This window comes from Intestinimonas sp. UBA1698, from assembly GCF_002320075.1.
GTDB lineage: Bacteria > Bacillota > Clostridia > Oscillospirales > Oscillospiraceae > Intestinimonas > Intestinimonas massiliensis.
Map to the genome: position 1 here is coordinate 20,285 of NZ_DCJO01000027.1, position 19,369 is coordinate 39,653.

Sequence of the window (19,369 nt, forward strand, 5' to 3'; positions counted from 1 at the left end):
GAAAAAACAAGAACGCAGAATTTCCGTACCAGGTAAGGAGGAACTGACCATGGAGCGGCCCGGACATGAGAATTGTCCCTGCATGGAGACCTGTCCCCTGAACCGGGCCCTAGGCCTCATCGGCGGAAAGTGGAAAATGCAGATCCTGTGCGCGCTGTCCAACAACGGCCCAACCCGCTACAATCGGCTGAAAAAGACGTTGGACGGGGTGTCCGACACGGTGCTGGCCAACGCACTGCGGGAGCTGGAGGAGGACGGCCTGGTGCTCCGGCGGGAGTATCTGGAGGTGCCGGTGCGGGTGGAGTACGAGATCACCGCGCCCGGCCGCGCCCTTGTCCCCATCCTGGACCGGCTGGGGGACTGGAGCATGGGCCTGTGATTTACAGGGCCTTCAGATCGGCGGCGGTCGCTTTGCGTATCGTGGCTTACTCGTCCTTTCCCGTTCCGTATAGAGGAACCACCCAAAGATAGCAAGGAGTATCGATATGGCAAAAACGCTGGTATTGGCGGAAAAACCCTCGGTGGGCAAGGAGATCGCCCGGGTACTGGGCTGCCGGCGCGCCCTGGACGGCGGCCTGGAGGGGGAGCGGTATGTGGTCACCTGGGCCCTGGGTCACCTGGTGGAGCTGGCGCCTCCGGAGGACTACGACAAGACCTGGACCAAGTGGGACCTGCTGACCCTGCCCATGCTGCCGGAGCAGATGAAAACTGTGGTCATCAGGGAGTCCGGCCGCCAGTTTCGGGCGGTCCAGGCCCTGATGCGCCGGGGAGACGTGTCCGAGCTGGTCATCGCCACCGACTCCGGCCGGGAGGGGGAGCTGGTGGCCCGGTGGATCATGGAGAAGGCGGGCTGGAAAAAGCCCGCCAAACGGCTGTGGATCTCCTCCCAGACCGACAAGGCCATCCGCGAGGGCTTCCAGAACCTGCGCCCCGCTCAGGCATACGACGACCTGTACCACTCTGCCCGGGCCCGCAGCGAGGCCGACTGGCTGGTGGGCCTCAACGTCACCCGGGCCCTCACCTGCAAGTACGGGGCTCAGCTCTCCGCCGGACGGGTCCAGACCCCGACCCTGGCCCTCATTGTGGACCGGGAGGAGGAAATCCGCCGGTTCGTGCCTAAGGAGTTTTACACCCTCCAGGTCAAGTGCCAGGGCTTTTCCGCAATCTGGCGGGACAAAAACGGCCAGGCCCGTACCTTCGACCGGGCCCAGGCGGAGCGGCTGGCCGCCGCCCTTGGAGGCAAGACCGGGGTGCTCACCGAGGTCAGACGCACCTACCGACAGACCCCGCCGCCCGCAGCCTACGACCTCACCGAGCTCCAGCGGGATGCCAACAAGAAATACGCTTACTCCGCCAAGGAGACCCTCTCCCTGATGCAGTCCCTCTACGAGCGGCACAAGCTGCTGACCTATCCCCGCACCGACTCCCGGTATATTTCCGACGACGTGACAGCCACCCTGCCCGAGCGGCTCAAGAGCGTCATGGTGGACGAGTACCGGGACCTGGCCCGGGCCATCCTCATGAAGCGGCCCCTCCAGACCCGGTTTTTGGTCAACAACGCCAAGGTCACCGACCACCACGCCATCATTCCCACCGAGGAGCAGCCCGACCTGTACCGGCTTACCGGGCCGGAGCGGAACATCTATGATCTGGTGGTGCGGCGGTTTCTGGCGGTGCTGCTGCCCCCCTGCGAGTACGAGGAGACCAAGCTCACCCTTACCGTGGACGGCCAGACCTTCACCGCCCGGGGCAAGATCAGGAAGGAGCCGGGCTGGCGGCAGGCGTACAGCCGCTTTACGCTGGAGGAGGACGAGGAGACCGACGAGGACGAGCGGGAGCAGAGCCTGCCCGCCATCCGGCAGGGAGACCGGGTGCAGATTCTCAGCGCCCGGGTCAATACCGGCAGGACCTCGCCCCCCAAACGGTATACCGAGGCCACCCTTCTCACCGCCATGGAGCATCCCCAGGTCCAGGTACAGGACCGGGAGCAGTCTAAAATCTTGGAGGAGACCGGCGGTCTGGGTACCCCCGCCACCCGGGCGGATATCATCGAGAAGCTCTTCTCCGCCTTCTACGTGGAGCGGCGGGGCAAGGAGCTGGTCCCCACCTCCAAAGGGCGGCAGGTGGTGGAGTTGGCCCCGTCCGACCTGCGCTCGGCGGCGCTGACCGCCCAATGGGAGGCGCGGCTGGGGGATATCGCCCGGGGCCGGGAGCAGGAGCAGCGGTTCGTGGGGGAGATGCGGCGGTACGCCGCCCGGCTGGTGAGCGAGGTGAAGGCCAGCGACGCCGTCTACCGGCACGACAACGTGACCCGGGAGAAGTGCCCGGACTGCGGCAAGTTTTTGCTGGCCGTCCAGGGCAAGCGGGGCAAGCTGCTGGTCTGCCCCGACCGGGAATGCGGCTACCGCCGGAGCGTCACCCAGACCACCAACGCCCGCTGCCCCAACTGCCACAAGAAGATGGAGCTGCGGGGCGAGGGGGAGAGCCAGTTCTTTGCCTGCGTGTGCGGCTACCGGGAGAAGCTCTCCGACTTCAAGAAGCGGCGGGAGACCGGCGCGGCGGGCAAACGGGACGTGCAGCGGTATCTGGCCGGCCAGCAGGAGGAAAAGGGCACTTCCGCCATGGCCGAGCAGCTCAAAAAGTGGCTGGAACAAAACCAGAAATAAAAGAAGGAGGCCGGTTTTCCGGTCTCCTTCCTGCTTATCTTTCCGCTCGGTCCGCGGCCAGCGCCGCCGCCAGCGCCTGCTTGGCGGAGGCGAGGTCCGGGGGCAGCGGAGCCTCTCCCAGAAGGTAGCATATGGCGTCGGCATACTGCTCCAGGGGAAACCGTCCGTCCGGGATGTCCAGGACGGCCCGCGCCTGCTGCGCGGGGAAAGAGCGGTAATGCAGGTCAGACAGGTAGGCGCAGCCCAGCAGCTCCACCAGATAGTCCAGCAGCTCCATGGACTTTGATCCCTCCATCCAGCGTTAACATGTCTCCATTGAGCAAAGGCAGTATACCATGGGCGAGGAGGAAAAACAATACAAATTAATTTAATTTAAGTTGACGGTATCTGTAATACGGCGGGTATCCCCGATAGAATAATACTTGGGTGATGGGAATGAAAGTGGACTACGCCGCAATCGGACACCGGGTCAAGGACAGACGGCGCGCCCTGCACAGGACGCAGGAATGGCTGGCGGAACAGATTCATGTGTCTGTGGGCTACATCAGTCAGATCGAACGGGGTGTGACCCGGGTGAATCTGGATACTCTGGCCGAAATCGCGGACTGCCTGGACTGTGGCCTGGAGGAACTGGTGACGGGGGTGTCGTCCGGAAGCGAAAACTATCTCAAAGGCGAGCTGTCCAGGACGCTGGAGCGGATGAATGCCAAGCAGCGGAGCATGCTGCTGGAAATGGCGGAGCTGATCCTGAATTTTTAAGCGGCAGAAATCCAAAGGGGACCGGGTGCACACTGCGCCCGGTCCCCTTTCCCTGCGGCTGCGTCAGCCACGCTTTTCCAGCAGCTTCTGCTTGATGTCCCAGAGCTTCTGGCTCAGGTCCACGTAATAGTTGTGGGGGTTCTCGAACCGCTTTACCTCGTCCCACAGCAGATCCACCTGTCCGGCGCACCAGGAGCGCATCTCCTCAATGGTGGGCTGCTGGTAAACCAGCTTGCCCTGCCGGAAGATGGGCACCAGCAGCTCACGGGCGGTGAAATCGCTGAAGGTCTTGCGTTTCCAGGTGGCCTCCGGGTCAAAGAGCTCCAGGGGCTTGGTGAAGTCGATGACCTCGTCGTGAACGCAGATCAGGTCGGCAAAGGCTTTGCCTGTCTCGTTTTCAAAAAGGCGGTAGACCTTCTTGAAGTGGGGATTGGTGATCTTGGCGGGATTTTCGCTGATCTTGATCTTGGGGATGATGGCTCCGTCCGTATCCTCGATGGCGGAGAGCTTATACACCCCGCCAAACACCGGCTCGGACTTGGAGGTGATGAGCCGCTCACCCACGCCGAAGGAGTCGATCTGGGCCCCCTGGAGCAGCAAGTCCCGAATGATATACTCGTCCAGCGAGTTGGAGGCCACGATTTTGCACTGGGGGAGCCCGGCGGCGTCCAGCATCTTGCGTGCCTTCCGGGACAGATAGGTCAGGTCGCCGGAATCCAGCCGGATGGCGCAGTTGGTGATGCCCTGGGGCAGCAGCACTTCCTGAAACGCCCGAATGGCGTTGGGCACCCCGGACTTGAGCACGTTGTAGGTGTCCACCAGCAGGGTGGCGGAGTGGGGGTAGAGCTGGCAGTAGGTCTTGAAGGCGGTGTACTCGTCGGGGAACATCTGCACCCAGGAGTGGGCCATGGTGCCGCCGGCGGGGGAGCCGTACACCCGGTCGGCCAGGGTACAGGCGGTGCCGGCGCAGCCGGCGATGTAGGAGGCGCGGGCCCCCAGCACGGCGGCATCCGCCCCCTGCGCCCGGCGGGAGCCAAACTCGGACACGGGACGGCCCTGGGCCGCCCGGACGATGCGGTTGGATTTGGTGGCGATGAGGGACTGATGGTTCAGGATGAGCAGCACATAGGTCTCGATGAACTGGGCCTGGACGGCCGGGGCGCGGACGGTCATGAAGGGCTCGCCGGGGAAGATGGGCGTGCCCTCAGGCACCGCCCAGATGTCGCCGGTAAACCGGAAGTGGCGCAGATAGTCCAGGAACCCCTCGTCAAAGCCGCCCTTGCTGCGCAGGTAGTCCAGGTCGTCCTCGCTGAAGTGGAGCTTTTGGATATAGTCGATGACCTGCTCCAGACCGGCGGCGATGGCAAAGCCGCCCCCATCGGGCACGTCCCGGAAAAAGACGTCAAAATAGCAGATGCGCTTGTCCAGGCCGGTCTGGAAATAGCCGTTGCCCATGGTGAGCTCGTAGAAGTCGCAGAGCATGGTGTAATTTTCGGTGTGATTCATGTCGGTTACCTCTCTCTTCCCGTGACCGTGACCTGAAGGGTTTCCAGCAGGTCCAGGGCTTTTTTATGGAGCGCCGGATCGGGCCCTCCGGTGCAGCGGGCGTCCACCGAGACCTCCGCTTCCGGCAGGGCGGCCTTCACCACCACGGCGTTGGACAGCACGCAGATGTAGGACACCAGCCCGCACAGCTCCACAGCGCCGTAGTCCCGGCCGGACAGCCACTCCCCCAGATCCAGGGAGGGAAAGGCCGGCTTTTCAAACACCGGGTCGCCGCTTTGGAGGAGCCCAGCCGTCCGGCCGTAGAGCCTCCAGCCGGGCTCGCCCTTGATGCAGTGGGGCACCGGGAGCTTTTTCCCTTCCTGGGTCCCGGCGTAGCCGGGGCCATGGGTGTCCAGGGTAAAGGCCACGTCGTCCCCCGCCGCCCGGTAGGCGGCGATCTTTTCCGCGATGGGCTCGTCCAGCGCCTCCGCGCCGGGGAAGCCCAGCGCCCCGTCCACAAAGTCCTTTTGGTAGTCCACCACGATAAGCAGCCGCTTCATAGTGTCACCTCTCGGTCAAAATTGAATACATTATATGCGGTTTAGGAAAAAAATGCAAGGCCAAAGTGTCAAGACAGGTGTCACAGCAGTTTTTCGAAGGCGGGAAAGGGCAGGCTCCGGCCGGGGAGATGGATCTCACCCCGCTGGACAAAGCCCCGCTTGCGGAAAAGCGCCTGCATTTTGCGGTTTTTACAGTAGGTGTCGGCGTGAAAGACCGGGATACCCCGGGCCCGGGCCCAGTCCTCGGCGTATGTCAGCAGGGCGGAGGCCACGCCGCCGCGCTCGAGCGCCGGGTCCACCGCCACCCGGTGGACGACCAGGGCAGGGCCCTCCACGGCCCAGGGCACCCCGGCATAGGCGGTCTCCGGCTCGTCGGTGATGCAGGCGCAGCCCAGCACCTGCCCTTGAGCGGAGACGGCCGCTGCCAGCCGGCCCCGCCGGAGGTCCTCTTCGTAGTCGGCCCGGGTGGGGTAATCCTCCCCCCACTGCTCGCTGCCCTCTTCCCGCATTTTTTGCACCGCCCGCCGGACCAGCGCCCAGACGGCGTCCAGGTCCCCGGGCGCGGCGGCGCGCACGATGATCTCTTCCATGGATTCACCTCAAACGGAGATACTGTCAGAGAGAAGTATACGCTAAAACCGGGAAAAAGGAAAGAGCGAATACAAAAAGGGCGCATGCAGCCGCAAGCGCCCTTTTTGTGTGGCATAGTGGGAGAAACGAATGGGGGAAGGATGGGAAAAAGAGCTGGGAAATGGTGTGTGATGCTCAGCGCACGCAGGAGGCGGCCGCCACCGCCTCTACGGCGTTGTAGCCTGCGTCAAAGGCCTTGGCGTTGGCCTCGTTGAACTTGGACTTGCCCTTTTTGGCAAACATGTGGTTCATAGCGGTCACGGCGGCGTCGTGGGTGAAGTCGCCCATCAGCTTGACGATGGCGCCGGTCATGACGATGTTGGCCCCCTTGGGGTTGCCCAGGTCGGTGGCGATCTCGGTGCAGTTGACCTTGACGTAGGTCACGTCCTGACGGGCTCCCTCGGGCAGCTCCACGGTGTCCCCGATCAGCACGGTGCCGCCGGGGGCCACGATGGGCAGAAACTTGAGCAGGGACGGCTCGTTCATGGCCAGCAGCAGATCGGGCGCCTCCTGAGAGGGGTTGTAAATGTAATTTTCCGCGCAGTATTTCACGGTGCAGTTGGCCGTGCCGCCCCGCATGGCGGAGCCGTAGGAGGGGACCCAGGTGACGTTGATGCCCTCGCTGGCGGCGATGTCGGAAATGATCAGGCCCGAGGTCAGTACGCCTTGGCCGCCGGAACCGGCAAATACGATCTCCTTCATCTTACTGGTTCTCCCCTCTCTTCTTGAATTCGCCGATGGGATAATAGGGAATGAGCTCCTTCTCGATGCGCTCCATGGCCTTCACCGGGCTGAGGCCCCAGTTGATGGGGCAGGGGGACAGGACCTCCACAATGGAGTAGCCCTCGTGGTTCATCTGGGCCTGGAGGGCATTTTTGATGTAGCCCTTGAGCTTGTTGATGTTGGCAGGGGTGGTGACGGTGCCCCGGGCGGCGTAGGCCGCGTTGGGAAACTCCCGGGCCACCATCTCGGGGAACCGGATGGGGTAGCCGGTGACCGCGCAGTCGCGGCCGTGGACCGAGGTGGCGGTCTTCTGGCCTTCCATAGTGGTCAGACTCATCTGGCCGCCCGTCATGCCGAAGTTGGTGTTGTTGACCACGATGACGGTGATGTTCTCACCGCGGTAGGCGGCGTTGAAGGTTTCGGCGATGCCGATGTTGTAGGCGTCGCCGTCGCCCTGATAGGAGACCACCAGCACGTCGGGGTTGACCCGCTTCATGCCGGTGGCTACGGCGCCGGCGCGGCCGTGGCAGCAGTGCAGACGGTCGCACTCCAGGCCGGCTCCCAGGTTGGAGGAGCAGCCCACGCCGATGGGGAAGATGATGTTATCCATCTGGTCCAGCTCCTCCAGCGCCTCCATGATGAGGCGGCTGATGATGCCGTGGCCGCAGCCGGGGCAGAAGTCCATCGGCTTGTCGACCAGGGCGGGGACCTTCTTTTCGCGGGTAGCAGCCATATCAGTAGACCTCCTTTACTTCGCCGTTCTTGACCTTGAAATAGTCCTCCTTGATCCGGCGGATGGGAGGGGTGTTGTAGACGTAGGTCAGGGCGTAGGCCGGGATGTTCCGGTCCTTGTGGGTCTTTTTGATGGCCAGGGCGGCGTCGTCGATCATCTGACCCGTGGCGTTCTCCTCTACGGTGATGATGCCCTTCACGTTGGGATTGATGCGGGCAAAGGCCTTCTCGGGATAGGGCCAGGCGGTGATGGGACGAATGAGGCCCACCTTCTCGCCGGCGGCGCGCAGCTCCCGCACCGCGCCCAGGGTGGCCCGGCCGGGCACGCCATAGGCCACGAACACGTAGTCGGCGTCCTCAATGGACTCCTCCTGCCAGCGCTGCTCATTCTCCTGGATGGCGGCGTACTTCTCCCGCAGCTCCACGGCCTCTTTCATCGAGTCACGCTCGAAAATGCCGATCTTCTTGTAAGTATAGTGGCCGTTCAGAGCCCAGGGTGTGCGCTTGGTCTCCACGAAGTCGGGCAGGGTCACCGGCTCCATCATCTGGCCCAGGGTGCCCTCGCCCATCATCACGACCACGATGCGGTATTTCTCCGCAAGCTCATAGGCGGGCAGCATCAGGTCCACATACTCCTGGATGGAGGAGGGGCACAGCACGATGCAGCGGTAGTCGCCCTGACCGCCGCCGCGGGTCTCGCGGTTGTAGTCGCACTGGGAGGTAAACAGGGTGCCCAAGCCGTTGCCGTAGCGCACCTGGGTGATGACCACGGCGGACAGGCCCTCGTCGCACAGGGTGGAGATGCCCTCCTGCTTCAGAGAGATGCCCGGGCCGGACGAGGCGGTCAGCGCCCGCACGCCGCAGGCGGCCGCGCCGATGACCATATTGATGCCGGCCAGCTCGCTCTCCGCCTGGACAAAGGCACCGCCCACTTCCTCCATGCGCCAGGACAGATACTCCATGATCTCGCTGGAGGGGGTGATGGGATAACCGGCGTAGAAACGTGCGCCGGCGCGTACCGCGGCTTCCGCGATGGCCTCATTGCCTTTCATCATTTCTGCCATAATGAATCGTCACGCTCCTTTCCGTTAACCTAGTACATGAAATACGCCGTCGGGGCAGGTGGTATAGCAGATCCCGCAGGCGATGCATTTCTCATCGTCGATCTGTACGGGATAATAGCCGTTGGCGTTGAGATGGTCCGACTTGCGGATGGCGTCCTTGGGGCAGTGGTGGATGCACAGTCCGCACTCCTTGCACCGCTCCCGATTGACTTCGACCTTCATTCAGTTCCCTCCGATCCATGATGTTCTGTTGAGTAGAACGTTGTTCCGATGAAAAAAGCATACACCCAGGTCGAGCGGAATGTCAAGTCCCCCCAAGAAAAAAATTTTTGTTTCATCTGGCGGAACATCTTGACAGGGGTCTTTCCCAGTGAGTAAAATGAACGAGAGAGAACGTTGTTTCTAACGAAAGAAACCAAAATTATGAACGACGGCTGGCGCCGCCCCACGCCGGAGGGCCTGGGGGAGCCGGACGCTTGGAAAGGGGGAACCATCATGGCATCGGATGTGATCCAGTCGGTGGACCGGGCACTTGAGGTCCTGATCTATCTCTACTACGAGGGCAAGGAGACCAGTATCACGAAAATTGCCAACGACATGGGCGTGTATAAGAGCACGGTATTCCGCACGCTGGCCACCCTGGAGGCCCGGGGCTTTGTCAAAAAGAACCCGGAAACCGAAAAGTACTGGCTGGGGAGCCGTCTGTTTACTTTGGGCAAGGCGGTGGAGAACAAGATGGGGCTGCAGGAGATCATTCGGCCCTATGCCCGCAAGCTCTACGAGGCCTATCATGAGGTGGTCAATGTCTCCATCCTGGAGCGCAACCCCGGCGACGTGTACCGCAGCGTCATCATTCTGAAGGAGGAGAGCCCCAACCAGGTGCTCACGGTCAACCCGCCCGTGGGCTCCAGCAGCGAGTGCCACTGCTCCTCCGTGGGCAAGTGCCTGCTGGCCTTCGGGTCAAAGATCGACCTGAGCGTCTATGAGAATGTGAGTCTGACCGCCCATACCGCCCACACCATTACCTCTGCCGACGCGCTGCGGGCTGAGCTGGCCAAAATCCGCTCCGACGGATATGCTGTGGACCGGGAGGAGCTGGAGATGGGGCTGACGTGCATCGGTGCGCCCATCCTGGATCGGAGCGGCGTGGCTCTGGCGGCCATCTCCCTGTCCGGCCCCACCAGCCGCATGCTGGCCGGCGACCTGGACGAGCGGGTGGAGGCCGTGCGGCGGATTGCGCGGGAGATTTCCAATAACTTCTAGTTTGGCGGAAAAAACCTTTGACACCCGCTTTTTGTTCCGCCACATGGAATAGAAGGATTATTGTACGGAACAGTGGTCGGTATTTTGTACAAAAAGCGAAGTTGACATTTGGACGGCGAGTGTGCTATGCTCCAACCGTACCAAAAAGATGGGGAGGAATTATCTGCAGTTCCTCCCCGATTCGCGGGACACATAGCAGAACGAGGTTCCGAACAATAGAACAATATACCCCCAAGCAGCGAGAAAGCGAGGCGTATCGCACATGAAAATCTTGGTCATCAACCCGGGGGGGACCTCCACCAAGATTGCAGTATTTGAAGACGAAAAGGAACTGTTCAAGGAGAATATCACCCACACCGGGGAGGATCTGAAGGGATTTCCCCATGTATTTGATCAGTTTGGCTACCGGAAGGACATCATCCTGGAGACGCTGAAGAAGGCGGGCTTTGAGATCCGTACCTTTGCCGCGGTGGCGGGGCGGGGTGGCCTGATGAACCCCATCCCCGGCGGCACCTATACGGTAAACAGCCGGATGGTGGAGGACCTGCGCGGCGCGATCCATGGCGAACACCCCTCCAATCTGGGAGCGGTGCTGGCCAAGGAGATCGGCGACGAGATCGGCGCCTCTTCCTTTGTGGTGGACCCGGTATCGGTGGATGAACTGATGCCCAAGGCCCGCATCTCCGGCATCTCCGATCTGGAGCGGCCCAGTTGGTTTCACGCCCTGAACCACAAGGCGGTGGCCCGGTGGACGGCGGAGCGCATCGGCAAGAAATATGAGGACTGCAACCTCATCATCGCCCATCTGGGGTCGGGCAACTCCATCGTGGCCCACAGAAAGGGTCGGATGGTGGACGGCAGCGGCGGCCGGACCAACGGTCCATTCTCCCCCGAGCGCAGCGGCGGACTGCCCACCTATCCGCTGGTGGAGCTTTGCTACTCCGGCAAGTACACCCATGAACAGATGGTCGCCAAGCTGAGCAGCGTGGGCGGCATGTACGATTACCTGGGCACCAAGGACGCCCAGGAGGTGGAGCGCCGGATGGAGGCCGGCGACGAAAAGGCCCGGCTGGTCTATGAGGCGTTCGTCTACTCCGTGGCCAAGGAGATCTGCTCCTACGCCGCCGCCTTTGACGGGCCGGTGGACCGTATCGTCCTTACCGGCGGCATCGCCCACTCCAAGTACGTGGTGGACGAGGTCTCCCGCATGACGGCCTTCCTGGCCCCCATGGAAGTGGTGGCCGGTGAATTCGAGATGGAGGCCTTGGCTCTGGGCGCCCTCCGGGTCCTCCGGGGCGAGGAAGAGCCCCAAATTTACGCGTGACGAGCTACGGCGCTTTCCCCGGCATATTCGTCGCACGCATTCGGAAAAATGTGTGTGGGTAAGGAAGGGTAACACCGAGAAAGAAGGCGACTTTTTTGTCAGAAGCCGTGAACGAGAAGCGGGAGCCCAGTACTGGCATGTCTTTTGCCGTGTTCGGCATCTCGATTGCGATCATCCTCCTAGGCGTCGTAGTCCTGGGATTTGACATCCACATCATCCTGCTCGTCGCGCTGGCCTTTGCCTGCCTGGTATCCGCCACGCTGGGCTACCAGTTTGACGATCTGGTGGAGTGCATGAAGAAGCCCCTGGGACAGGCGATGTCGGCCATGATCATCTTCATTTTCATCGGCATCATCATCGCGTCCTGGATTTTCTCCGGCACGGTGCCCGCGCTGATCTACTACGGGCTCCACTATATTACACCGAAGTTCTTCCTGCCGGTGGGCCTGCTGCTGTGCAGCCTGACGTCCATGTCCATCGGTACTTCCTGGGGGACCATCGGCACCATGGGCCTGGCCATGATGGGCATTGGCGCCGGCATGGGCATCCCACCCGCCGTCACGGCCGGCATGGTCATCTCGGGCTCCTTCTTCGGGGACAAGATGTCTCCCATCTCCGATACCACCAACCTGGCCCCCGCCTCAGCAGGCACAACCCTCTACAAGCATATCGGGGCCATGTGGAAGACCACGCTGCCCGCCTATCTCATTACCTTTGGCTGCTTTACCGTACTGGGCTTCTTCTACCAGGGCGGCCAGGTGGACCACGCTACCATTGATCTGTTTATTGACACCATCGGCGCCAATTTCCGCATTACCCCGCTGCTTCTTCTGCCCATGGTGGTACTGCTGGTGCTGAACATGCGGAAATTCCCTGCCATCCCCGGTATGGCCATCGGCAGCCTGCTGGCGGTCATCCTGGCGGTAGCGGTCCAAGGATTTCCGGTGGGCCAGGTGGTGGCCGGCCTCAATTATGGCTATGTCACTCCCACCGGCGTGGACCTGGTGGATCAGCTCCTGCTGCGGGGCGGTATCCAGAACATGATGTATACCTTCTCCCTCTCCTGCATCGCCATCTCCTTCGGCGGCGTCATGGAGCACGTTGGGTATCTGAAAAAAATCGTGGCTGTGGTCATCAGCCGTGTGAAGTACGACTTCCTGATGGTTCCGGTGGTCATCCTCAGTACGACTCTGGGTACCCTCACGATGGGCGAGGTCTACCTCTCCATCGTGGTCAACGGGAGCCTTTACCGCCAGGCTTTCCAGGAGCGGAAGCTGCGCCCGGAGATGCTCTCCCGGCTTTTGGAGGAGGGCGGAACCCTGACCCAGGTGTTCATTCCCTGGTCCACCAGCGGCGTGTTCATCGCAGCCACTTTGGGCGTGAGCACGGCAGAGTACTGGAAGTTTGCGTTTCTCAATTATATCAATCCGCTGCTGTCCATCGTTTTGTGCCTGTTCGGCTACGGCGTCCTGCGGGTCGGCCAGGCCGGATGGCGGGACAAAAGGGGCGGCACTCACCACACTTCCACGGAGGAATCAGAAAAATGCTGAAAAATTTTGACGAGGTCATTGAAAAAGTACGTTCCATCGAGCCTTTTACCGTTAGCGTGGCCGCCGCCGCGGACAAGGAGCTGCTCCAGGCGGTGAAAGCCGCCGCAGACCTGGGCTTTGTTCGTCCGGTGCTGGTGGGCGACGCAAAGGCCGTGGGCGATATCTGCGCCGACATTGGCCTTCGGCCCCTGGACATCCTGCCCGCTCAGGGGGAGGAGGAGGCTGTGGCCGTGGCGGTCCGGGCCGTGAAGGACGGCGGAGCCCAGGTGTTAATGAAGGGGCTGGTGAACACCAGCATCTACATGCGGGGCATCCTCAATAAGGAACACGGCCTGCGCACCGGACGGCTGCTGTCCATGATGGCGGTTTACGAGGCGCCGGGCTACCACAAGCTGGTCTACTGCTCCGACAGCGGCATCAACGTGGCCCCCACCTTTGAGCAGAAGAAGGATATTCTGAAAAACATCCTGATCGCCACCCGCGCCATCGGACTGGAGAACCCCAAGGTGGCGGCCCTTACCGCCAACGAGATGGTAGATCCCAAGATCCAGTCCACCGTGGATGCCGCCGGACTGGTGGAATACGCCAGGAGCGGTGAGCTGGGACTGCCCTGCGTCATCGAAGGCCCCATCGCCTTCGACGTGGCGTTCGATCCCCACGCCGCCGCCCACAAGAAGATCGACAGCAAGATCACCGGAGAGACCGATATCGTCATCTTCCCCAACATGGAAGCGGGCAATATCATGGGCAAGTCCTGGATTCACCTGTGCAAGTGCCGCTGGGCGGGTATCGTCCTGGGCGCGACCAACCCGGTGATTTTGGGCTCCCGGGCCGACACTCCGGAGATCAAACTCAACTCCATCGCTCTGGCCTGCCTGGCCGCGCGGAGCTGAGCAGACGTTTGTGCTCTATGACCCGGCACCTGAGAGAGGGGCGTCGGGCCGGAATATCACCAACGCAAAGTAAAGAAAGGGAGGAATACCCGTGAGTGAACAAGCCAAACGCAAAACGACCCTGTCCATCAAGCAGCTCCTCATCATCTTTTTCCTCGGTTTGGGCTACACCGTCGTCTACGCTACCCCCTTCATCCAGTATGTCTTTTATGACTCCCTGGTAGAGGCCCTCCAGTGTACCAATCAGCAACTGGGCTACCTCATCACCATTTTTGGCATCGGCAACCTGCTGGCTCCCATCGGCGGCGCCCTCAGCGACAAGTTCAATACCAAGAGAATTTACATCATCTCCATGCTGGCCATCTGTGTGCTCAACGTGCTGTTTGCGCTGAACATGAACTACAGCTTCTCCCTGGTGATCTGGGGCGGCTTCGCCATTGCCGGACTGTTCCTCTACTTCCCCGCCCACACCAAGCTGACCCGCCTGGTGGGCAGCGAGGAGCAGCAGGGCACCATCTTCGGCTTTACCGAGTCCTTCTGCGGCATCACCAATGTCATCGTCAACTTCATCGCCCTGGGCCTGTTTGCCTACTTCTCCAACAAGTACTTCGGCGTGGCCGGACTGAAGGCCGCCATCATCGGCTATGCCGTGCTGGGCGTCATCGCCGTCATCTTCCTGGCCATCCTGGTGCCCGACCCCGGCAAGAGCGTCTCCCCCGGCGAGGAGAACGCCATCAACGCCAAGATGGGCGTGAAGGACTGGGTCAGCATCGTCACCAATCCCCGCACCTGGCTGTCCGGCATCGCCGTGTTCGCTACCTACACCATGTACTGCACCCTGTCCTATTACACCCCCTACTTCAGCAACGTGCTGGGCGTGTCCGTGGTCTTTACCGGCGGCCTGTCCATCTTCCGCCAGTATGGCACCCGTTTCATCGGCGCTCCCGTGGGCGGCTGGCTGGGCGACAAGATCAAGTCGGTCTCCACGGTGGTGGGCGTCTCTCTGGCCGTGGCCGTGATTATGGTCATCGCCTTCATGCTCATGCCTGCCGGTTCCAACGCCAACATCCTCATCGTCCTCACTCTGGCCGCCGGTATCCTGACCTATATGGCCCGCGGCTCTATGTTCGCCATCCCCTCTGAGCTGAAGATCCCCAGAAAGTATGCGGGCACCACCTCCGGCGTGGTCTGCGCCATCGGCTACTGCCCCGACCTGTTCATCTTCGTGCTCTACGGCTACTGGCTGGACAACTTCGGCAACGACGGCTACCGCAACATCTTCATTTATGCCGCCGTGGTCATGGCCATCGGCGTCGTCAACGCTATTGTTACTCAGATTTACAAGAAAAAGGTCCTCGCCAAAGAGGCGGCGGCCGAGCATGCGGAGTAAGAGTGTCCGCAGCGTGATTTGTGAAAGGGGTATTTATCATGAAACAGGAACTCATTGACGCCCTGATCGGCATCTCCGGCAAGGATTACGTATTTTTTGCCCACGAGGATATTGAGGGCTACCTCTATGACGAGACCGAGGAGTTTGTCCGGCCCGAGGCCTGCCAGGACTGTGTGGTGATCCGACCCGGCACCTACGAGGAGGTCTCCGCCATCCTGAAGCTGTGCAACGAGACCAAGACCCCCGTCATCCCCCGGGGCGGCGGCACCGGCGCCTGCGGCGCGGCCATTCCGACGGTGCCCTCCATCATCATGTCCATGGAGCGCTTCCGGGAGATCCTGGAGGTGGATGAGACCAATATGATGGTCACCTGCCAGACCGGTGTCACCCTGGCCAAGCTGAACGAGTATCTGGACGAGCACGTCCACGCCTTGTATTTCCCCTGCCATCCCGGCGACGAGGGCGCCCAGATGGGCGGCATGGCCATCGAGAACGCCGGCGGCGTCCGGGCCGTCAAGCACGGCATCATGCGCAACTATATCAAGGGCATGAAGGTGGCACTGCCCTCCGGCCAGGTTGTCCAGTTGGGGGGCAAGCTGGTAAAGAACAACATGGGCTATGACCTCATGCATCTGCTCATCGGCTCCGAAGGCACTCTGGCGGTGGTCCTGGAGGTCACCCTGAAGCTCTACCCCCGCCTGGATTACACCGGCGCGTTGGTGTGCTCCTTCAAGAACACCGAGGACGCCATCGAGTCCGTGGCCGCCGTTCAGCGCCAGGGCATCATTCCCCTGGCGGTGGAGTACATGGACCGCATGATCGCCGTGGAGACCGCCGAGAAGATCAGCAAGACCTGGCCCATGAGCGACGAGGGCAAGGTGGATCTCATCTATATGGTGGAAGAGGCCACCGAGGACGCCCTCTATGAGACCGCCGGCACCATCGCTGAGACCTGCGAGGCCCATGGGGCTCTGAACTCCGTCATCGCGGAGAACGACAAGGACCAGCGCAACATCCTGGAGGTCCGCTCCAACATCTACGAGATTTTCAAGCCCTATTTTGTGGACTCTCTGGATACCGCAGTGCCCATGGCCCATATCGGAGACCTGATGCGGGACATCGACGCCATTGCCGAGAAGCACCACACTACCTCCCCCCGTGTGGGCCACGTGGCCGACGGCAACTTCCATAACTTCATCATGCTGGAGGACGGCAAGGTGCCCGCCTGGGCTGACGACATGCGCAAGGATATCTATGAAGCGGCCCTGAAGTACGGCGGGACCGTCACCGCCGAGCACGGTACCGGCAAGACCCGCAAGAAGTACATGGATCTCCAGTTCAGCCCCGAAGTCATCGAGATCATGAAGGGCATCAAGCGGACCTTCGACCCCAACGGCATCCTCAATCCCGGCGTGATCGTGGATCTGTAAGAAAACGCTTGATCCCCCATCGGACCGTGTGGAAAGGCGACCGCGCGGCCCCAAAGGAAAACCGGCTCCCGGATTTATTCCGGGAGCCGGTTTTTTGATGGTATCACGTCGGCTGATAGGCCTTGAGCAGTCGGACGGCAAACCTGCGGGTGGCGGCGGTCAGGTTGTATGCCCCGCCCTTGGTGCACCAGTTGTAAACCAGGCCGCGGACGGAGATCATCAGGTATTCGGCGATCTCGTCGGCGCTGTCACCACCGGCCAGTTCGCCCTGTTCCAGCCCTTCCCGAAGCAGCTCGATCAGCACGCCCACCATGCCCTGATGGGGGTCCCGGTTAAAAAAGGGGTTGTCGGTGTTGTAGAGCAGCCGAGTCATCTTCATGTCCGTCAGGTCGCTGTTGTAGTGGGCGTAGTAGTCGAAGAAGGCGAGGATGCGTTCGTATACCGTGCCCTGCGTCAGGGCCGGGGCCACCACCTCGCTAAAGTAGTGGTCCGCCACCCGGTAAGTCTCGTAAAAGACCTCCATTTTGGTGGAGTAGTAGTTGTAGAAGGTCCCGATGGACACGTGGGCCTTGGCCACGATGTCCCGGATCGTGATCTGTTCAAAGTCCTTCTCCGCCAGCAGAGAGACTGCCGCCTCGAAAAGCTTGTCTTTGGTCTGCTCCGCCTGAAGCTGGCGCCGGGTTTTGACCTGGGACGGGAAATCTTCCATGTGCGTTCACCGCTTCCGTTTCTTTTTCCGATTAGTAGGATTATACAGGAAAAACGTCGGACCTGCAAGGCCTGACCTGTGGCATCCCCGCACAATACTGAGCAAGGAAATGCGCCATGTTGCACAAAAATGAACAAGTTCATCTATGGCGGTTGACGGATTGCACAAGGTATGCTACAGTTTTTTCGAACAAGTTCAGTGAATAAAATCATTGGGTGCTTGGAGGGAAAAACATGGCAAAATTCATTACCGCGCAAGAGGCGGCCAAACAGATCCCCGACGGGGCGACGGTGGGCATTGCGGGTATGGGACTGTCGGGCTGGCCGGAGGAGGTCGCCTGCGCCATACGGGACCGCTTTCGGGAGACGGGCCATCCCTGCTCGCTGGAGCTGCACCAGGGCAGCGCCATGGGAGACTGGGGCTACGGCAACCAGTTCCTGGGCTGGGACCGGACCCGGCGCCCGGACGGCCCGGATACGGCCCACGGCAACCGGGGTGTGACTCGCCTGGGGGAGGCCGGAGAGGGGCTGGTCACCAAGTGGAGCGGGGCTCATGTGGGCAGCGCCTTCACGCTGCGGGACCTGGCGGCACAGGACAAGCTGGAGTGCCACTGCCTGCCTCAGGGGGTGGCTGTGAACCTGTGGCGTGAGATTGCCGCCGGCCGGCCCGGTCTGTTCACTAAGGTAGGCTTGGGCACCTTCGTGGACCCCCGGGTGGAGGGCGGCCGGATGAACCGGTGCACCAGGGACAATGTGGCCGAGCTAGTGGAGGTCAACGGCGAGGAGTATCTGTTCTTCAAGAGCTTTCCGCTGCATGTGGCCCTGCTGCGGGGCACGGTGGCGGACGAGAAGGGCAACATCTCCTTCATGCACGAGAGTGTCATCAACGAGGGCCTGGCGGTGGCGCAGGCGGCGCACAACTCCGGCGGTATCGTCATTGTCCAGGTGGAGTACGTTACCAAGGCCGAGACCCTGAACCCCAAGGATGTGAAGATTCCGGGCATTCTGGTGGACTACGTGGTCCAGGCCACCGACCCCATGGCCTGCTGGCAGGCGGAGGGCGTATACTGGGAGCCCTCCTTCTCCGGGCAGATCCGCCGGCCCACCAAGGCCATCCCCCCGCTGCCGCTGACCGAGCGGAAGGTCATCGCCCGCCGGTGTGCCATGGAGGTGCCCGCAGGGGCGGTGCTGAACCTGGGGGTGGGTATGTCCGCCGACGTAGGCAGCATTGTGGCCGAGGAGGGATGCCTGGACCGGGTGACCATGGCCGCCGAGAGCGGTATGATCGGCGGCGTGATGTGTGCCCTGCCCAACTTTGGCAGCAGCTACAACCCCGAGTGCACGCTGGAGCACAACGCCACCTTCGATCTGATCGACGGCGGCGGTCTGGATATGACCTGCCTGGGGCTGGGGGAGTGCGATGCGGCAGGTAATGTCAATGTGAGCAAATTCGGCCCCCGCCTCACCGGCCCCGGCGGCTTCATCGACATCACCAACGCCACGCCCAAGGTCGTGTTCTGCGGCACCTTTATGGGGAAGGCCAAGTACGCCGTGGGAGACGGAAAGCTGACCATCCTCCAGGAGGGGACCATTCAGAAATTTGTCAAGAACGTGGAGCAGATTACCTTTGCCGGGCAGTACGCAAAGCCCAGCCAGGAGGTCCTGTACGTCACCGAGCGGTGTGTGTTCCAGCTCATGGATGGGAAGATGACCCTCATTGAGATCGCCCCTGGCATCGACCTGGAGAAGGACGTGCTGGCCCATATGGGCTTTACCCCCGCAGTCTCCCCAAACCTTAAAACGATGGACCCGGCCCTCTTCCAGGAGACCTGGGGTGGGCTGGCGCAGACCCTTTAAACTCTGCCGAAGATTTTTTCATCAATCAAACATGTCGTCTAGGAGGAACACACATGAGCAGTCTGTATTTCAACGAGGATCACGAAGGCATCCGTGAGATGGCGAAGGATTTCGCCGAAAAGACCCTGGCTCCCATCGCGGGGGAGATCGACAAAACCGAGGCATTCCCCATGGACGTGGTGAAGACCATGGCAGACATGGGCTTTCTGGGACTGAAGATCCCCGAGGAGTACGGCGGTCTGGGCCTGGATATGCGCAGCTATGTCTGCGTCATGGAGGAGATCGCCAAGAAGTGCGCCACCGCCACTCTGTTCATCTCTTCGGCCAACTCCCTG

The 19,369-nt window shown here is 61.5% G+C and carries 20 protein-coding genes; 11 read left to right on the forward strand and 9 right to left on the reverse strand.

What is annotated here, in order from left to right; genetic code table 11:
- Positions 1–49: 49 nt before the first annotated feature.
- Positions 50–379 (forward strand): winged helix-turn-helix transcriptional regulator, encoded by a 330-nt coding sequence (locus B3H64_RS05350; protein ID WP_286733573.1) that lies wholly within the window; start codon positions 50–52, stop codon positions 377–379.
- Between the two features lie 106 nt (positions 380–485).
- A complete protein-coding gene (locus B3H64_RS05355) occupies positions 486–2,666 on the forward strand; it encodes a DNA topoisomerase III (RefSeq protein WP_286733575.1) in 2,181 nt (726 codons plus the stop codon).
- Positions 2,667–2,700: 34 nt separating this feature from the next.
- Here B3H64_RS05355 and B3H64_RS05360 read toward each other — a convergent pair whose 3' ends face one another.
- Positions 2,701–2,961 (reverse strand): hypothetical protein, encoded by a 261-nt coding sequence (locus B3H64_RS05360; RefSeq protein ID WP_154666644.1) that lies wholly within the window; start codon positions 2,959–2,961, stop codon positions 2,701–2,703.
- A 140-nt stretch (positions 2,962–3,101) separates the two neighbouring features.
- Between B3H64_RS05360 and B3H64_RS05365 the strand changes: the two genes are divergently transcribed.
- Positions 3,102–3,425, forward strand: a complete 324-nt coding sequence (locus B3H64_RS05365; RefSeq protein ID WP_050617764.1) for a helix-turn-helix domain-containing protein — start codon at positions 3,102–3,104, stop codon at positions 3,423–3,425.
- A 63-nt stretch (positions 3,426–3,488) separates the two neighbouring features.
- Here the strand turns inward: B3H64_RS05365 and B3H64_RS05370 are convergent, their stop codons facing one another.
- From B3H64_RS05370 to B3H64_RS05400, 7 genes are all read right to left on the reverse strand, one after another.
- Positions 3,489–4,931 carry a nicotinate phosphoribosyltransferase gene (locus tag B3H64_RS05370; protein ID WP_238073485.1) on the reverse strand — a complete coding sequence of 481 codons (1,443 nt, stop codon included), beginning with the start codon at positions 4,929–4,931 and terminating at the stop codon, positions 3,489–3,491.
- A gap of 5 nt (positions 4,932–4,936) precedes the next feature.
- Complete coding sequence (locus B3H64_RS05375; RefSeq protein ID WP_050617766.1) at positions 4,937–5,470, reverse strand: cysteine hydrolase family protein; 534 nt, start codon at positions 5,468–5,470, stop codon at positions 4,937–4,939.
- Between the two features lie 80 nt (positions 5,471–5,550).
- Positions 5,551–6,060 (reverse strand): GNAT family N-acetyltransferase, encoded by a 510-nt coding sequence (locus B3H64_RS05380; protein ID WP_286733580.1) that lies wholly within the window; start codon positions 6,058–6,060, stop codon positions 5,551–5,553.
- A gap of 175 nt (positions 6,061–6,235) precedes the next feature.
- Positions 6,236–6,802 (reverse strand): 2-oxoacid:acceptor oxidoreductase family protein, encoded by a 567-nt coding sequence (locus tag B3H64_RS05385; protein ID WP_286733583.1) that lies wholly within the window; start codon positions 6,800–6,802, stop codon positions 6,236–6,238.
- Position 6,803: 1 nt separating this feature from the next.
- Positions 6,804–7,556: a thiamine pyrophosphate-dependent enzyme gene (locus B3H64_RS05390; RefSeq protein WP_050617769.1), complete on the reverse strand. Its 753-nt coding sequence runs from the start codon at positions 7,554–7,556 to the stop codon at positions 6,804–6,806.
- A gap of 1 nt (position 7,557) precedes the next feature.
- Positions 7,558–8,619, reverse strand: coding sequence for a 2-ketoisovalerate ferredoxin oxidoreductase (locus B3H64_RS05395; RefSeq protein ID WP_050617770.1), 1,062 nt, complete (start codon positions 8,617–8,619; stop codon positions 7,558–7,560).
- Between the two features lie 24 nt (positions 8,620–8,643).
- Entirely contained in the window at positions 8,644–8,841 is a 198-nt protein-coding gene (locus B3H64_RS05400) for a 4Fe-4S binding protein (RefSeq protein WP_050617771.1), read from the reverse strand.
- Positions 8,842–9,042: 201 nt separating this feature from the next.
- Between B3H64_RS05400 and B3H64_RS05405 the strand changes: the two genes are divergently transcribed.
- From B3H64_RS05405 to B3H64_RS05430, 6 genes are all read left to right on the forward strand, one after another.
- A complete protein-coding gene (locus tag B3H64_RS05405) occupies positions 9,043–9,882 on the forward strand; it encodes an IclR family transcriptional regulator (protein ID WP_278895182.1) in 840 nt (279 codons plus the stop codon).
- A gap of 262 nt (positions 9,883–10,144) precedes the next feature.
- Positions 10,145–11,206 carry a butyrate kinase gene (buk, locus tag B3H64_RS05410; protein ID WP_286733587.1) on the forward strand — a complete coding sequence of 354 codons (1,062 nt, stop codon included), beginning with the start codon at positions 10,145–10,147 and terminating at the stop codon, positions 11,204–11,206.
- A 95-nt stretch (positions 11,207–11,301) separates the two neighbouring features.
- Complete coding sequence (gene nhaC, locus B3H64_RS05415) at positions 11,302–12,756, forward strand: Na+/H+ antiporter NhaC (RefSeq protein WP_286733590.1); 1,455 nt, start codon at positions 11,302–11,304, stop codon at positions 12,754–12,756.
- Positions 12,750–13,649 (forward strand): phosphate acyltransferase, encoded by a 900-nt coding sequence (locus B3H64_RS05420; RefSeq protein WP_286733592.1) that lies wholly within the window; start codon positions 12,750–12,752, stop codon positions 13,647–13,649. Before nhaC ends, B3H64_RS05420 begins: the two co-directional genes overlap by 7 nt.
- A 91-nt stretch (positions 13,650–13,740) precedes the next feature.
- The gene (locus B3H64_RS05425; protein WP_286733594.1) at positions 13,741–15,039 is read left to right on the forward strand and encodes an MFS transporter; all 1,299 of its coding nucleotides are present in this window, start codon (positions 13,741–13,743) and stop codon (positions 15,037–15,039) included.
- A gap of 38 nt (positions 15,040–15,077) precedes the next feature.
- A complete protein-coding gene (locus B3H64_RS05430) occupies positions 15,078–16,469 on the forward strand; it encodes an FAD-binding oxidoreductase (protein WP_286733597.1) in 1,392 nt (463 codons plus the stop codon).
- Between the two features lie 103 nt (positions 16,470–16,572).
- Here B3H64_RS05430 and B3H64_RS05435 read toward each other — a convergent pair whose 3' ends face one another.
- Complete coding sequence (locus B3H64_RS05435; RefSeq protein ID WP_050617776.1) at positions 16,573–17,178, reverse strand: TetR/AcrR family transcriptional regulator; 606 nt, start codon at positions 17,176–17,178, stop codon at positions 16,573–16,575.
- Positions 17,179–17,411: 233 nt separating this feature from the next.
- Between B3H64_RS05435 and B3H64_RS05440 the strand changes: the two genes are divergently transcribed.
- Together B3H64_RS05440 and B3H64_RS05445 are read left to right on the forward strand one after the other, a co-directional pair.
- The gene (locus B3H64_RS05440) at positions 17,412–19,034 is read left to right on the forward strand and encodes an acyl CoA:acetate/3-ketoacid CoA transferase (RefSeq protein ID WP_286733599.1); all 1,623 of its coding nucleotides are present in this window, start codon (positions 17,412–17,414) and stop codon (positions 19,032–19,034) included.
- Between the two features lie 53 nt (positions 19,035–19,087).
- A partial coding sequence (locus B3H64_RS05445; protein ID WP_286733601.1) for an acyl-CoA dehydrogenase family protein occupies positions 19,088–19,369 on the forward strand: 282 nt, incomplete at its 3' end.

Coding starts and splice junctions, on each gene's coding strand:
- B3H64_RS05350 (WP_286733573.1), top strand. CDS start 50: ATGGAGCGGCCCGGACATGAGAATTGTCCCTGCATGGAGACCTGTCCC.
- B3H64_RS05355 (WP_286733575.1), top strand. CDS start 486: ATGGCAAAAACGCTGGTATTGGCGGAAAAACCCTCGGTGGGCAAGGAG.
- B3H64_RS05360 (WP_154666644.1), bottom strand. CDS start 2,961: ATGGAGGGATCAAAGTCCATGGAGCTGCTGGACTATCTGGTGGAGCTG.
- B3H64_RS05365 (WP_050617764.1), top strand. CDS start 3,102: ATGAAAGTGGACTACGCCGCAATCGGACACCGGGTCAAGGACAGACGG.
- B3H64_RS05370 (WP_238073485.1), bottom strand. CDS start 4,931: ATGAATCACACCGAAAATTACACCATGCTCTGCGACTTCTACGAGCTC.
- B3H64_RS05375 (WP_050617766.1), bottom strand. CDS start 5,470: ATGAAGCGGCTGCTTATCGTGGTGGACTACCAAAAGGACTTTGTGGAC.
- B3H64_RS05380 (WP_286733580.1), bottom strand. CDS start 6,060: ATGGAAGAGATCATCGTGCGCGCCGCCGCGCCCGGGGACCTGGACGCC.
- B3H64_RS05385 (WP_286733583.1), bottom strand. CDS start 6,802: ATGAAGGAGATCGTATTTGCCGGTTCCGGCGGCCAAGGCGTACTGACC.
- B3H64_RS05390 (WP_050617769.1), bottom strand. CDS start 7,556: ATGGCTGCTACCCGCGAAAAGAAGGTCCCCGCCCTGGTCGACAAGCCG.
- B3H64_RS05395 (WP_050617770.1), bottom strand. CDS start 8,619: ATGGCAGAAATGATGAAAGGCAATGAGGCCATCGCGGAAGCCGCGGTA.
- B3H64_RS05400 (WP_050617771.1), bottom strand. CDS start 8,841: ATGAAGGTCGAAGTCAATCGGGAGCGGTGCAAGGAGTGCGGACTGTGC.
- B3H64_RS05405 (WP_278895182.1), top strand. CDS start 9,043: ATGAACGACGGCTGGCGCCGCCCCACGCCGGAGGGCCTGGGGGAGCCG.
- buk (WP_286733587.1), top strand. CDS start 10,145: ATGAAAATCTTGGTCATCAACCCGGGGGGGACCTCCACCAAGATTGCA.
- B3H64_RS05420 (WP_286733592.1), top strand. CDS start 12,750: ATGCTGAAAAATTTTGACGAGGTCATTGAAAAAGTACGTTCCATCGAG.
- B3H64_RS05430 (WP_286733597.1), top strand. CDS start 15,078: ATGAAACAGGAACTCATTGACGCCCTGATCGGCATCTCCGGCAAGGAT.
- B3H64_RS05435 (WP_050617776.1), bottom strand. CDS start 17,178: ATGGAAGATTTCCCGTCCCAGGTCAAAACCCGGCGCCAGCTTCAGGCG.
- B3H64_RS05440 (WP_286733599.1), top strand. CDS start 17,412: ATGGCAAAATTCATTACCGCGCAAGAGGCGGCCAAACAGATCCCCGAC.